13 protein-coding genes are annotated in these 14,029 nt (G+C 73.4%); 12 read left to right on the top strand and 1 reads right to left on the bottom strand.

What is annotated here, in order from left to right:
* The first annotated feature begins 8 nt into the window (after positions 1–8).
* The 7 genes from nhaA (at position 9) to FHX44_RS14205 (ending at position 8,308) form a co-directional block, all read left to right on the top strand.
* The gene (gene nhaA, locus FHX44_RS14235) at positions 9–1,259 is read left to right on the top strand and encodes a Na+/H+ antiporter NhaA (RefSeq protein ID WP_147256249.1); all 1,251 of its coding nucleotides are present in this window, start codon (positions 9–11) and stop codon (positions 1,257–1,259) included.
* 101 nt (positions 1,260–1,360) lie between these two features.
* The gene (locus FHX44_RS14230) at positions 1,361–1,855 is read left to right on the top strand and encodes a phage holin family protein (RefSeq protein WP_246170372.1); all 495 of its coding nucleotides are present in this window, start codon (positions 1,361–1,363) and stop codon (positions 1,853–1,855) included.
* A 27-nt stretch (positions 1,856–1,882) separates the two neighbouring features.
* Positions 1,883–2,806 (top strand): alpha/beta fold hydrolase, encoded by a 924-nt coding sequence (locus tag FHX44_RS14225; RefSeq protein ID WP_147256247.1) that lies wholly within the window; start codon positions 1,883–1,885, stop codon positions 2,804–2,806.
* Positions 2,807–2,877: 71 nt separating this feature from the next.
* Entirely contained in the window at positions 2,878–4,143 is a 1,266-nt protein-coding gene (gene purD / locus FHX44_RS14220; RefSeq protein ID WP_147256246.1) for a phosphoribosylamine--glycine ligase, read from the top strand.
* A 341-nt stretch (positions 4,144–4,484) separates the two neighbouring features.
* Positions 4,485–6,212: a hypothetical protein gene (locus FHX44_RS14215; protein WP_147256245.1), complete on the top strand. Its 1,728-nt coding sequence runs from the start codon at positions 4,485–4,487 to the stop codon at positions 6,210–6,212.
* A 90-nt stretch (positions 6,213–6,302) separates the two neighbouring features.
* A complete protein-coding gene (locus FHX44_RS14210) occupies positions 6,303–7,487 on the top strand; it encodes an aminotransferase class I/II-fold pyridoxal phosphate-dependent enzyme (RefSeq protein WP_147261169.1) in 1,185 nt (394 codons plus the stop codon).
* A 35-nt stretch (positions 7,488–7,522) separates the two neighbouring features.
* Positions 7,523–8,308, top strand: coding sequence for a potassium channel family protein (locus FHX44_RS14205; protein WP_246170371.1), 786 nt, complete (start codon positions 7,523–7,525; stop codon positions 8,306–8,308).
* A gap of 104 nt (positions 8,309–8,412) precedes the next feature.
* Here the strand turns inward: FHX44_RS14205 and FHX44_RS14200 are convergent, their stop codons facing one another.
* Positions 8,413–9,429: a threonine aldolase family protein gene (locus FHX44_RS14200; protein ID WP_425469185.1), complete on the bottom strand. Its 1,017-nt coding sequence runs from the start codon at positions 9,427–9,429 to the stop codon at positions 8,413–8,415.
* A gap of 251 nt (positions 9,430–9,680) precedes the next feature.
* Here FHX44_RS14200 and FHX44_RS14195 point away from each other — a divergent pair, with 251 nt between their 5' ends.
* The 5 genes from FHX44_RS14195 (at position 9,681) to FHX44_RS14175 (ending at position 14,005) form a co-directional block, all read left to right on the top strand.
* The gene (locus FHX44_RS14195) at positions 9,681–10,199 is read left to right on the top strand and encodes a SigE family RNA polymerase sigma factor (RefSeq protein ID WP_147256243.1); all 519 of its coding nucleotides are present in this window, start codon (positions 9,681–9,683) and stop codon (positions 10,197–10,199) included.
* Between the two features lie 13 nt (positions 10,200–10,212).
* The gene (locus FHX44_RS14190) at positions 10,213–10,953 is read left to right on the top strand and encodes a hypothetical protein (RefSeq protein WP_147256242.1); all 741 of its coding nucleotides are present in this window, start codon (positions 10,213–10,215) and stop codon (positions 10,951–10,953) included.
* 21 nt (positions 10,954–10,974) lie between these two features.
* Positions 10,975–11,547, top strand: coding sequence for a TetR/AcrR family transcriptional regulator (locus FHX44_RS14185; protein ID WP_147256241.1), 573 nt, complete (start codon positions 10,975–10,977; stop codon positions 11,545–11,547).
* 215 nt (positions 11,548–11,762) lie between these two features.
* Positions 11,763–13,178, top strand: a complete 1,416-nt coding sequence (gene purB, locus FHX44_RS14180; RefSeq protein ID WP_246170370.1) for an adenylosuccinate lyase — start codon at positions 11,763–11,765, stop codon at positions 13,176–13,178.
* Positions 13,175–14,005, top strand: a complete 831-nt coding sequence (locus FHX44_RS14175; protein ID WP_147256239.1) for a phosphoribosylaminoimidazolesuccinocarboxamide synthase — start codon at positions 13,175–13,177, stop codon at positions 14,003–14,005. Before purB ends, FHX44_RS14175 begins: the two co-directional genes overlap by 4 nt.
* Positions 14,006–14,029: the final 24 nt, after the last annotated feature.

Below are 14,029 nucleotides of genomic sequence, written 5' to 3'. Positions count from 1 at the left end.
TCGTTGTCATGCCCACGGAAGGACCGGAACCGCCCGTGCAGGAACGCCGCCCCGTCACGCCCATCAGTGAGTTCGCGCGCTTCCTGCGCACCGAGACCGTCGGCGGCGTGGTGCTGCTCGTCGCCACAGCTGTTGCTTTGATCTGGGCCAATTCGCCGTGGTCACAGGCCTACGAAGCGATGCGGGGCACGGTGGTCGGACCGTCGGCCCTGCACCTCGACCTGACGCTGGCGAAATGGGCGACGGACGGCCTGCTGGCGGTGTTCTTCTTCGTCGTCGGCCTCGAGCTCAAGCGTGAGCTGGTGATCGGTGAGCTGTCCACGCGCAGCCAGGCACTCCTCCCGGTGGCTGCAGCGCTCGGCGGGATGATCGTGCCCGCCCTGCTGGCGCTGGTCGTCGGCTGGGGTGCGCCCGGGATCGAGCAGGCGTGGGCGATTCCCGTGGCAACCGACATCGCGTTCGCGCTCGGGGTGCTCGCGGTCGCCGGTTCGTCCCTGCCGGTGAGCGCGCGGGTGTTCCTACTCGGGCTCGCGGTCGCCGACGACCTCGGCGGCATCATCGTGATCGCGGTGGTGTTCAGCAGCGGCCTCGACGTGCTCTGGCTCGGGGCCGTCGTGCTCGCCGGCGCCGCGTACTGGTGGCTGCAGCGCAAGCGCGTGCGGGCTCGGTGGCTCTACGTGCCGCTCGGTCTGTTCACCTGGTTCGCGGTGCACGAGGCCGGCGTGCACGCGACGATCTCCGGCGTGCTGCTCGGCCTGCTCACGCGCGTGCGAGCCGACCCGGAGGAGGAGTTCGCACCTGCGCTGCGACTCGAACACCGGCTCCAGCCCTGGTCGGCAGGGCTGTGCGTTCCGGTGTTCGCGCTCTTCGCGGCCGGGGTCCCGATCGGCCCGGATGCGCTGCGGGCGGTGTTCGTGGAACCTGTTGCGCTCGGCGTGCTGGTGGGGCTACTGGTCGGCAAGATCATCGGGATCTTCGGGTCCTGCTGGCTCGTCATCCGGCTCACGCCGGCCTCGCGGCCACGCGGCCTGAGCTGGCGGGATCTCGCGGCCGTGTCCATGCTCGGCGGTGTCGGGTTCACCGTGAGCCTGCTGATCGCGGAGCTGTCGTTGGCCGACCAGGGGAGTCTGCTCGACACGGCCAAGGCGGCCATCCTGATCGCCTCCGCCGCGGCGTCGGTGATCGGAGCGGCGATGCTCATCCGCCGAGTTCGCGCACGGGCCAGGGAGAACGGGGACGACGGGGCCGCGGCGGCCTGATCGGGCGCGGCGCGCCGGTGTTCCTGAGCGGCGCCGGGCCCACCGTCGTGGAAGGATGTCCCGCGATCACCGAACCCGGACGGATGAGCAGGAGGACCGCGGTGGCCAGCCCGACCAGCTCCGGCGGCGGGGACGTTCCGCCCGTCCTGCCGTCGATCCCGCTCGCGCCAGAGCCCGTCCGATCGGTGGACGAGCAGTCGATCGGTGAGCTCGTCCGGCAGGCGACGACGCACGTGTCCACCCTGGTGCGGGCCGAGGTCGAGCTGGCCCGCGCCGAGATCACGTCCGAGGTCAGGAAGGGCCTGCAGGGCAGCATCTTCTTCGTCATCGCGCTGACGATCCTGCTGTTCAGCCTGTTCTTCGCGTTCTTCGCCCTCGGCGAGGTGCTCGACATCTGGCTGCCGCGCTCGGCCGCCTTCGGCATCGTCTTCGGGATCATGCTGGTCGCCGCGGCGCTCTTCGGCCTCCTCGGCTATCTGCGCGTCCGCCGGATCCGCAAGCCGGAGCGCACGATCTCGACGCTCAGGGAGTCGGCGCAGGTGCTCGCGCACCGGGGCCACGACGAGGACGCGCACCCCGAGCTGACGGCGCGCTGACGGCGCGTTCCGGTGGGGGGCGCTGGGGTGCGCCGGGGACCGAACGCCTCCTCGCTCCGGTTGCCCGGCCCGTGGACGCACCGCGCCGTCTCGGCCAACGGGATCCGGCTGCACGTCGCGGAGTGCGACGGCGGTGGTCCCCTCGTCGTCCTGCTGCACGGCTTCCCCGAGTTCTGGTGGGCGTGGCGCCACCAGCTCCCGGCGCTCGCCGAGGGCGGCTACCGGGTGGTGGCCGCCGACCTGCGCGGCTACGGCGAGTCCGACAAGCCGCCGCGTGGATACGACCTGTGGACCCTCGCAGGCGACGTCGCCGGGCTGATCCGGGCGCTCGGCGAGCCGAGGGCGCACGTCGTCGGGCACGGCTGGGGCGGTCTGATCGGCTGGACGGTGACGGCGCTGCACCCGCGGCTCGTCCTGTCGCTCACCTCGCTCGCCGCGCCGCACCCGCTCGCCGTCCGCTCCGCGGTGGTGCGCGATCCGCGCGGCCAGGGCACGGCCACCGCCCGCTACGCCGCGGCGTTCCAGCTCCCGCGCTGGCCGGAGCGGTCGCTGCGCAAGGACGGCGGTGCCCGGGTGGCGCGGATCCTGCGGGACTGGTCCGCTTCGGAATGGGCCGACCTCGAGGAGGCGGCCGGGCACTACCGGCGCGCCATCCAGGTCACGGGCGTGGTGCACAGCGCGCTCGAGTACTACCGGTGGGCGGCGCGGTCGCAGCTGCGCGCAGAGGGGCGGCGGTTCGCCGCCGCCGTGGCCAGGAGCCCGACGGTGCCGGTGCTGCAGGTGCACGGCGCCCTCGACCCGTGCGTGCTGGTGCGCACCGCGCTGGCGTCGGGCCGCTGGGCGGGGCGTGAGCACCGCGTGGACGTCGTGCCCGGCACCGGGCACTTCCCGCACGAGGAGCGCCCGGCAGCCACCACCGCCATCCTCGAGGCCGCTCTGCGGTCCTCGTGAGCGGACACCGGCGCTCCGGCACCCGTATCCAGTCACCAGGGACGGCGCAGGGCCATCTACGATCCTGTGACGTGCGCGTTCTGGTCGTTGGGTCCGGTGCTCGGGAGCACGCCATCGTTCTCGCCCTCGCGCAGGACCCTGGCGTCACGGCGCTGGCCTGCGCGCCGGGCAATGCGGGCACGGCCACGGTGGCCGAGTACCGCGGTGTCGACGCGGCGGATCCCGCCGCGGTGGCCGCGCTCGCCGTCGACTGGCGTGCCGACCTCGTCGTGATCGGGCCGGAGGCGCCGCTCGTGGCCGGTGCGGCCGATGCCGTGCGCGCCGCCGGGATCCCGTGCTTCGGCCCGAGCGCGGCCGCCGCCCGGATCGAGGGCTCGAAGAGCTTCGCCAAGGAGGTCATGGCCGCTGCCGGCGTCAGCACGGCGACCTCGGTCGTGGTGGACAACCCGGCGCACCTGGACGCCGCGCTCGCCCGCTTCACCGCACCGTACGTCGTGAAGGACGACGGCCTGGCCGCGGGCAAGGGCGTGGTGGTGAGCTCCGACCTCGACGTCGCCCGCGCCCACGCGAGCACGCTCCTGGACGGTGGGCACCCGGTGCTGCTGGAGTCCTACCTCGACGGGCCCGAGGTGTCGCTCTTCTGCCTCGTCGACGGCGAGACCGTGGTGCCGCTCCTGCCCGCGCAGGACTTCAAGCGCGTCGGCGACGACGACACCGGCCCGAACACCGGTGGGATGGGGGCGTACGCACCGTTGCCGTGGGCGTCGCCCGACCTCACCGACGAGCTGGTGGAGAAGGTGGTCGCGCCGGTCGCGGCCGAGCTCCACCGCCGGGACACGCCGTTCAGCGGGCTGCTCTACGCCGGGTTGGTGCTGACCGCGGCCGGCCCGGCCGTCATCGAGTTCAACTGCCGCTTCGGGGACCCGGAGACCCAGGTCGTGCTGGCGCTGCTGCGCAGTCCGCTCGCCCGGCTGCTGTTCGCCACGGCCACCGGCCGGCTCGCCGAGGAGCCGCCGCTGCAGTGGGCCGACGGCGCCGCCGTCACCGTCGTCGTGGCGGCGGAGGGGTATCCCGGCCTGGCCCGCGGGGGCGATGTGATCACAGGCGCAGATGCCACCGGCGTGCTGCACGGGGGCACGCGCAGGCGCGACGACGGGGCCGTGGTGTCGTCCGGTGGGCGGGTGCTGTCCGTCGTGGGGACCGGTGCTGACCTGCTCGCTGCCCGCCAGGAGGCCTACCACCGGTTGGAGCAGGTCCACCTCGCCGGCTCCCACCATCGGACCGACATCGCCCTCCGAGCGGCGCAGGGCGAGGTCTCTGTACCCGCCCAGTCGTGAAATTGGGTCCTCCGAACAGGTGACATTTGCGATCTCTTGTCGTACGCTCCGGCGCGTGAAGCGCAAGCTCATTGCCCCGATCGGGGTGAGGCGTGCCGGCCACGGGTCGCTCTCCGCGATTTGCACCCGGACGGGTGGCGCGCCAGGGTCTGCGCACCCGGGGTGATCACGTCGTCGCCGCTCCCCACGACGGCTCCCTACTGATCACGTCGGGTCCGATGTTCGCTCCCCCGAGAAACATGAGGACTCGAATGACGAACAACGCACGGCCTCGACACGCAGCCCCGAGCCGCGCGTCGAAGATCGCCGGGCGCGCTGCTGTCGGCGTCTTGGGTGCGCCGATGGCGATGATGGCCGCAGCCGGGCCTGCGTCGGCCGCCGCCACGGACGCGCACGTCACCGACGACAACACCGGCGCCGACCTCCAGCTGTCGATGGTCGGATCCGTCCTGCCCGGGCTCGAGGCGCTGGGAGTCGAGGGGCTTCCCACACCCGACCTGCCCACGGACGGTCTCACCGGCAACCTCGACGTGTTCGACGTCGCCAGCGCGCTCTCCACGGCGCCCACCCTCGCCGGCGGTGTCCTGCCCACCGGTCTCGGCCCGGGTGCCGACCTGCTGCCGGTGGTCGGCGACCTGACGGCGCTGCCGGTCGCCAGCGGCGCCGACCTGGTCGCGCTGCCGGGCGCCGACGTGCTGCCGCTGGTCGGCGACCTGACGACGCTGCCCTCCCTCGGGTCGCTCTCGGACTCCGAGCTGCCCGCGGTCGGCAACCTGAACCTCGCCGGGAACACCGTCGGCGGCCTGACCGGCGCGCTGGACGGCGTCGACCTGGACGCCCTGCAGGACCTCGACCTGGACGACCTCCCGGTCGACCTGCGGAACGTCCAGCTGGGTGAGCTCGCCGGTGTGCTGGACGACCTGGACGTCGACCTCGACGACCTGCCGTCCGTCCTGCAGGACCTGGACCTGGACAACCTCCCGTCGGCCCTGCAGGGCGTCAAGCTGAGCCAGCTGCCCGCCGTCGGGGACGGGCTCGAGCTCGGCCAGGTCACCACGCTCCTCTCGGACCTGAACCAGCTTCCGGTCGACCTCCAGGACCTCGACCTCGGCGAGCTCCGCAGCGTCGTCGGCGGGCTCGACCTGGACGGCGTCGACCTGCAGAACCTGGACCTCGGCGAGCTGCGCACCGTCCTCTCCGACCTCGACGTGCAGAGCCTGGACGTCGACGAGCTGCAGGCCGTTCTCGACGACCTCGACATCGACGGCGTCACCGGCGATGTCACGGCCACCCTGGCCACCGTGCTGAACGGCAACGACGTGCGCGCCGGCCTGCCGCTCGACCTCGGTGACCTGACCGACGGCGAGCGCGGCGTGCTGACCGGTTTGCTCGGCAGCGACGACGTCGACGACGACGTGCGCGGTGGCCTGCTCGGCGGCCTGCTGGGTGGCGGCTCGGCGAGCGTCGATGTCGACGACGACGACGACGAGAGGGTCCGCGGCGGCCTGCTCACCGGCCTCCTGGGCGGTGGCTCGGCGAGCGTCGATGCCGACGACGAGGACGACGACCGGGACCGCCGTGACGGTGGCCTGCTGGGCGGCCTGCTGGGTGGCGGCGCCACGCAGAACGTCGACGCGGACGACTCGGACGACGAGGAGGCCGACGACGACCAGGACCGCCGCGGCGGCGGCCTGCTGGGCGGTGTGCTCGGTGGCGGCTCCGACAGGAACGTCGACGCCGACGACTCCGACGAGGACGAGTCCGAGTCCGAGTCCGAGGAGGCCTCCGACGACGACCGTCGCGGTGGCGGCGGCCTGCTGGGCGGCCTGCTCGGTGGCGGCTCCTCCGAGAAGGCCGACTCCGACGAGGACACCGACGAGGCGGACTCCGAGGACGCCGACGCAGAGGAAGCCGACGCAGAGGAAGCCGACTCCGACGACGCCGGCTCGAGCGACTCCGACGACGACGACTCCGGCTCCTCGAAGAGCGAGTCCGACGACGAGGGCGACTCGGGCAGCAGCGGCGGCGACCGGTTCTCGGCCAAGGACCTGGTCTCCAGCCTGCTCTGACAGCCGGGCTACATCCCGGTACGGAATCGGCGGCCGCCCTCCATCGACGTGGGGCGGCCGCCGATCCGCATAAGCTCACGAATCGTGCCGATGCAGCCCGTTCCGCCCGCTCAGCTCACGGTCGCCGCGCGGGCCGCGGTGCCGCCGTTCCACGTCATGGACGTGTGGGCGGCTGCCGCCGAACGCCAGCGGACCCACGGCGACCTCGTCAACCTCTCGGCAGGCCAGCCCTCCACCCCGGCTCCGGCCGCAGTGCGGGCCGCCGCAACGGCGGCGCTCGACGCCGACGTGCTCGGTTACACCGTCGCGCTCGGGATCCCTGAGCTGCGCGAGGCGATCGCCGCGCACTACGCGCGCACCTACGCGCTCGACGTGCCACCCGAGCAGATCGTGGCCACCACGGGTTCGTCGGGCGGGTTCCTGCTCGCGTTCCTCTCGGCGTTCGACGCGGGCGACCGCGTGGCACTCGCGCGGCCCGGCTACCCCTGCTACCGCAACATCCTCACCGCGCTCGGCTGCGAGGTCGTCGACCTCCCGTGCGGGCCGCAGACCCGCTACCAGCCCACCGTCGCGATGCTCGAGGGCCTCGACGAGCCCGTGCAGGGCCTCGTCGTCGCGAGCCCGGCCAACCCGACGGGCACCGTCCTCGCCCCGGCGGAGCTGGCGGCTCTCGCGGAGTACTGCGAGCAGACCGGCGTTCAGCTGGTGAGCGACGAGATCTACCACGGCATCTCCTACCCGGGTGCCCCTGCCACGTCGTCTGCGTGGGCAACGTCGCGAGAGGCGATCGTCGTCAACTCCTTCTCCAAGTACTTCTCCATGACCGGTTGGCGGCTGGGCTGGCTGCTCGTGCCCCCGCGGCTCCTGCGTGCCGTCGACTGCCTCACCGGGAACTTCACGATCTGCCCACCCACCCTCGCGCAGCGTGCGGCGCTCGGCGCGTTCGAGGAATCGAGCTACGCGGAGGCCGACGGGCACGTCGCCCGCTACGCCGTGAACCGCGAGCTGCTGCTCGACGGGCTAGCCGGGCTGGGCATCACCCGGCTCGCGCCCGCCGACGGCGCGTTCTACGTCTACGCCGACGTCTCGCACCTGACGCTCGACTCGATGGACTTCACCCACCGGCTGCTCGCCGAGACGGGTGTGGCCACAGCACCGGGCGTGGACTTCGACCCGGTCGACGGCGGGCGGTTCATCCGGCTGTCCTTCGCGGGCGCCACGGAGGACATCAGGGAGACCCTGGCGCGCCTGGAGGCGTGGCTGCCGCGGGCCTGACGCGGGCGGGCAGGCCGGCGCCTACGCTGCGTGACATGCCTCCGCCCGTTCCCGTCGCCGAGCCCCGGATCGCCGCGTGGGATCGGCGGGTCGACTGGTGGCTCACGGGGCTCGCGGTCCTGTTCCTCGTCGCCTACGCGTGGCAGGTGCTCGACACCTCGCTCACGCCTGCCGCCCGGGTTGTGCTGGAGGTCGTGCTCACCGGGACCTGGGTGTTGTTCGCCCTCGACTACCTGGTGCGGATCGCGCTGGCCCGCCACCGCTGGCGCTTCGTGCGCACCCACCTGCTGGACCTGGTGATCCTGGCGCTGCCGATGTTCCGGCAGCTGCGGGCCTTGCGGCTGATCACGGTGGTGAGCGTGCTCAACCGGCAGCTGCGTGACGACGCCCGCGGCCGGGTGGTGTTCTACGTCGTGGGCAGCGTCGCGCTCATCGGGTTCGTCGCGTCGCTCGCCGTGCTTGAGGCCGAGCGGTACGCGCCCGATTCGTCGATCACCACCTTCGGCGACGCCGTGTGGTGGACGATGACGACCATCTCCACCGTCGGGTACGGCGACCGGTACCCCGTGACGCCCGAGGGACGGCTCGTCGCGGTGTCGCTGATGGTGTCGGGCATCGCGTTGCTGGGCGTGGTGACGGCCTCGATCGCCTCCTGGTTCGTGGAGAACCTGCGGCGCAGCGACGCCGTGGTCGAGCGCGAGCTGGACGAGGTGTCGGCCGACGTGAACCGCGCCGAGCTGCAGCTCGCGGCCGTGCTGGTGGAGCTGCGGGCGATCAACGACCGGCTGGACGCGCTCGAGCGGAGCAGCAGGCCTTCCTGAGAATGTGTTCGAGAAGCGCGGAGCGGGCCGCCAGAGCAGGCGAGACTCGCCGGATCACCGGCGTCTGCGGCCCACATGCGTGCTTCTCGAACACATTCTGAACGTCACCGCCGACCCGGGCGGACCGGGGAACGGTGCCCGTCGGCGCGACCGTCCGCGCCGTCGACCGGCCCGATGCGGCGCAGGGCGGTCTGGATGTCGGCGTCGGTGAGGTCGGCGTGCGTCATCAGCCGCACCCGGCCCGCCATGGGCACGGCCCGCACGCCCGCCGCCTCGAACCGCTGGAGGGTGCCGGCCAGATCGGCGACCGAGACGAGCACGATGTTGGTCTGCGGGACGGCCACCTCCCAACCGCGTTCGCGCAGCCCGGCAGCCAGCGTGCGGGCGCGGTCGTGGTCCTCGCTGAGACGGTCGATCCGGTCCAGCGCAACGAGACCGGCCGCGGCCACAACGCCGCCCTGCCGGACGCCTCCGCCGAGCATCTTGCGCAGCCGGCGGGCGTTCGCGACGAACTCGGTCGAGCCGGCCACGACCGAACCCATCGGCGCGCCGAGGCCCTTGCTGAGGCAGACCTGCACGGTGTCGACCCCGACCGTCAGGGCCGCAGGCGGCACGCCGAGCGCCACCGCGGCGTGCCAGAGCCGGGCGCCGTCCAGGTGCACCTTGAGCTTCGCGGCCCGGGCCGCCGCGACGACGGCCGCGTGCTCGTCCGGGGCGCTGACCGTGCCCCCGGCGGCGTTGTGGGTGTTCTCCAGGCAGAGCAGGGTGGTGCGCAGCGCGTGGTAGGGCCCGTCGCCCCCTGCCGCTGCCCGGCGGACGGCCGACGGGGTGACCTTGCCCGGTCCGGCGTCGTGATCCATGGGGCGCGGCATCCCGCCCGCGAGCCAGGCCGCCGTGCCGAGCTCGTTGTCCAGGACGTGTGCGCCCGCCGGGGCGAGGAAGGCGTCGCCTCGGCCGAGGTGGTGCATGAGCGCGATGAGGTTGCCCATCGAACCGCTGGGCGTCCAGAGGGCGTCCGAGGCGCCGAGCATCCCGGCCACCCGGATCTCCAGCTCGCGCATCGTCGGGTCGCGGTCGAGGACGTCGTCGCCCACCTCGGCCGCGGCCATCGCCGCCCGCATCTGCTTGGTGGGCCGGGTGACGGTGTCCGAGCGGAGGTCGATCGGGCCGTCGTGGGCCGATGACCGCCGCGCTCGAGAGGTGGGTCGCACGGCCTCCGATTCAACCAGGAGGAGACGGTCAGGCGGCGGGAGGGTCACGGAACGGTCACAGTGTTGGGCCGTTCGGGGGAATCGCGCGCGCTCGGACAACCACGGTCGAGGATGCTCGCGTCCCTTGCACGACGGACCGGCGGGAAGGGGGGCAAGGCCGGGTGGACGACGCCAGCGAGCGGGAGTTCGCCGAGTACTTCCGCGCGCGCCGCGACGCCGTGCGGCGCACCGCCTACCTGCTGTGCGGTGACTGGCACCGCGCCGACGACCACGCGCAGGCCGCGTTCGTCGCGTTGCACCGCCACTGGCGCCGCATCCGCGACCGTGACGCGCTCGACGCGTGGGTGCGTCGCACGCTGGTGCGTGCCGTCGTCGACGAGTCACGGCGGCCGTGGCGGCGGGAACGGGCGACGGCGGAACCGCCGCCGGAGAGGAGCGGGGTGCCGTCGGCGTCCGAGGCGGTGACCACGCGGCACGTGCTCGTCGACGGCCTGCGGGCCGTTCCGCCGCGCCAGCGCGCCGTGCTCGTACTGCGCTACCTCGACGGGCTCGACGTCGCGGGCACGGCGGCGGCGCTGGGCTGCAGCGAGGGCACCGTGAAGAGCCAGACCGCGCACGGGCTGACGGCGCTGCGCACCGTGCTCGGCGACGCGCTCGACGACCTGCGACCGGCGGGATGAGGAGGTGGGCGACATGACCGACGACGAGAGGCTCGGCGCGCTCTTCCGCGCCGCCGCCTCCGACTCCGCCGCGCCGGAGCCCGGGTTCGACCACCAGACGGTCGTGCGGACGTCGCGCCGGATCACCGTGCGGCGGCGGGCCGCGGTCACCGTCGGGGGCCTCGCGCTGTTCGCCATCGTCGGGATCGGCGGCACCCTCGCGTTGCCCGGGCCGACCGGAGGTGCGGATGACGCGACGGTCGCCGCACCGATGCTCGCCCCGGAGGCGCCGTCCGCGGACTCGCGGCGGGCTCAGCAGCAGGTGCCACCGCCCGCGGCGGCGGAGAGTGCACCGGGTGCGGCGGACGCCCCGCTCGTCGCACCGGCCCCGGGCGCGGCGGCCGTCGGGGGACCGCCCCTGGGACCGGGCACCGGCGAGTGCGCAGACCGGCAGGACCCTGCGCTGCGCTCGGTCGTGGAGGAGTTCCTCCCCGAGGTCGTCGGTGCGCCCGAGGCGGCGGTCACGGAGGAGTGCCGGCCCGGTGGTGAGCGGGGCGTCAACCTCGAGGTCCGCGACGGCGCACGGCCCGGCCTGCTGACGGTGCAGTACCTGCCGCCCGGCGTGGCGCCCGATCTCGTCGCCGGGGCGGTGTCCGCACCGACGGCATCGGGCGGCACCGTTGTCGTCAGCACGCGGGGCGACGGCGCCGATGCGCCTGCTCCGTTCGCGGATCGACTCGACGCCCTGGTCACCCAGCTCGCACCCCGCCTCTGACGCGGCGAGGAGGATGGGGACGTGGGCACGACGAAGGGGGAGCGGCGGCGGGAGGAGCTGATCACCGCCGCCGCCGCGCTCCTGCGCTCCGGCGGGTTCGATGCCGTGCGCCACCGGGCGGTCGCCGAGCGGGCCGGGCTGCCGCTGGCGTCCACCACGTACTACTTCTCCTCGCTCGAGGAGCTGGTCACGGCGGCCGTCGAGCGCACGGGCCGGGACGAGCTCGCCGAGGTCCGCGAGCAGCTCGACGCCCTCCCGGAAGGCCCGCTCGGCGCGGACGAGTTGGTGGAGCTGATCCTCGACCACCTGATCGGGCGGGAGTCGCGGGAGCGCGGGCTCGAGGCGGCGCTGCTGCGCTTCGAGCGGCTGGTCGGCGCCGGGCGGCGCCCCTATCTCGCCCCGTCGATGCGGAAGATGCGCAGCGATTTCGAGGCGCTGCTCGCCGAGATCCTCGCCCGGTCCGGCCGCTCGCTCGACCCGACGGCCGTCCGCGACCTCGTCTCGCTCGTGGACGGTGCCCTGGTCAGCGCGCTCATCGAGGCCGACCCCGACCCCCGCGCCGTGGGCAGGGAGCTCCTCCTCCGCACCCTCTGACGAGGACCGCTCTGCTCGGACGCCCGACTCGCCGCGCCGAAACGTCGGACTCGCCGCGCCGAGACGTCGGACTCGCCGTGACGAGATGCCCGACTCACCGTGTCCGGATGTCGGACTCGCCAGGGGGTGTGCGAGTCCGACGTCCTGGCACGGCGAGTCGGGCAATCGGGCACGGCGAGTCGGGCGCCGCGGCACGGGCCGTAAGCTGCCGGAACGTGATTCCCAACGTGCTGGCCGCCCGCTACGCGAGCCCGGAGCTCGTTCGCATCTGGCAGCCGTCGAACAAGATCGTGCTGGAGCGGCGGCTCTGGATCGCCGTTCTTCGGGCCCAGCGCGACCTCGGCGTCGACGTGCCGGACGGCGTGGTGGAGGACTACGAGCGGGTCGTCGAGCAGGTCGACCCGGAGTCGATCGCGGCCCGGGAGCGGGTCACGCGCCACGACGTCAAGGCGCGGATCGAGGAGTTCAACGCGCTCGCCGGCCACGAGCACGTCCACAAGGGCCTCACGAGCAGGGACCTCACCGAGAACGTCGAGCAGCTGCAGGTGCGGCTCTCCCTCGAACACGTCCGCGACCGCACCATCGCGATCCTCGCCCGGCTGGCCCGGCGCGCGGGCGAGCACGCCGAGCTGGTGATGGCCGGGCGCTCGCACAACGTCGCCGCGCAGGCGACGACGCTCGGGAAGCGGTTCGCCACCGCCGCCGACGAGCTGCTCGTGGCCTACGCACGGTTGGAGGACCTGCGGGCCCGCTACCCGCTGCGCGGGATCAAGGGCCCGGTCGGCACGGCGCAGGACATGCTCGACCTGCTCGGCGGCCCCGACACGCTCGCCGAGCTGGAGGACAGGGTCGCGGCGCACCTCGGGTTCGCCGCCAGGTTCACCAGCGTCGGGCAGGTCTACCCGCGCTCGCTCGACTTCGACGTCGTGAGCGCGCTCGTCCAGCTGGCGGCAGCGCCGTCGTCGCTGGCCACCACGATCCGGCTGATGGCGGGCGCCGAGCTGGCCACGGAGGGGTTCCGGCCGGGCCAGGTCGGGTCCTCGGCGATGCCGCACAAGATGAACTCCCGCTCCGCGGAGCGGATCAACGGGATGCTGGTGCTGCTGCGCGGCTACGCCGGGATGGCGTCCGAGCTCGCGGGCGCTCAGTGGAACGAGGGCGACGTCTCCGACTCCGTCGTGCGCCGCGTGGCGCTGCCCGATGCCTTCTTCGCCCTCGACGGCCTCTACGAGACGACGCTGACCGTGCTCGACGAGTTCGGTGCCTATCCGGCGGTCATCGCGCGTGAGCTGGACCGGTACCTGCCGTTCCTCGCCACCACGGCCGTGCTGATGGCAGCGGTCCGGGCCGAGGTCGGGCGGGAGACCGCGCACGAGGTGATCAAGGAGCACGCCGTGGGCGTCGCGCTCGCGATGCGCGAGAAGGGCCAGGCCGAGAACGATCTCGTCGCCCGGCTCGCCGGTGACGAGCGGCTCGGGCTGCCCGCGGGCGCCCTCGACGGCCTGCTCGCCGACCCGCTGCGGTTCACCGGTGCCGCCACCGCGCAGGTGAACGCCGTCATCGAGCGCGTGCGGGAGGTCGTCGACGCCCACCCGGACGCCGCCGCCTACACCCCCGGAGCGATCCTGTGAAGCTGCTGCACTCGGGCAAGGTCCGCGACCTGTACACGGACGGCGACGACCTGATCATGGTCGCCTCCGATCGCGTGTCGATCTACGACGTGGTGCTCCCGACGCCCATCCCGGACAAGGGCAGCGTGCTCACCCGGCTGTCGCTGTGGTGGTTCGACCGGCTGGCCGACATCGTGGCGCACCACGTGATCTCCGGAACCGACGTGCCGGCCGAGTTCGCCGGGCGCGCCGTCCGCTGCCGGCGCCTGGAGATGCTGCCGGTGGAGTGCATCGCCCGCGGCTACCTCGCCGGGCTGGGGCTCGAGGAGTACCGCAAGCAGGGCACGGTGTCCGGCGTGCCGCTCCCGGACGGCCTCGTCGAGGGCTCGAAGCTGCCCGAACCGATCTTCACCCCGACGACGAAGGCGCCGGTCGGGGAGCACGACGAGTTCATGACGTTCGACGACGTCGTCGCGGCTGTCGGCGCGGACACCGCCGCCCGGTTGCGCGAGCTGACGCTCGCCGTCTACACGCGTGGCGCCGAGACCGCAGCGACCAGCGGGATCATCGTCGCCGACACCAAGCTCGAGTTCGGCGTCGACGTCGACGGCGGGATCGTGCTCGCCGACGAGGTGCTCACCCCCGACTCGTCGCGGTTCTGGCCCGCCGACGCCTGGGAGCCGGGCCGTCCGCAGTTCGCGTTCGACAAGCAGTTCCTGCGTGAGTGGTCGCAGGGCCTCGACTGGGACCGCACCCCGCCCGGCCCGGAGATTCCCGCCGCCGTCGTGGCGGCCACCCGCGCCCGGTACGTCGAGGCGTACGAGCGGATCACCGGTCGCGACTGGTGACGGGGTGAATTGACACCAGCACCA

It is taken from the genome of Pseudonocardia hierapolitana, from assembly GCF_007994075.1.
GTDB lineage: Bacteria > Actinomycetota > Actinomycetes > Mycobacteriales > Pseudonocardiaceae > Pseudonocardia > Pseudonocardia hierapolitana.
Note: the sequence above shows the minus strand (reverse complement) of the source record. Positions and strands in the feature narration are given on the sequence as shown.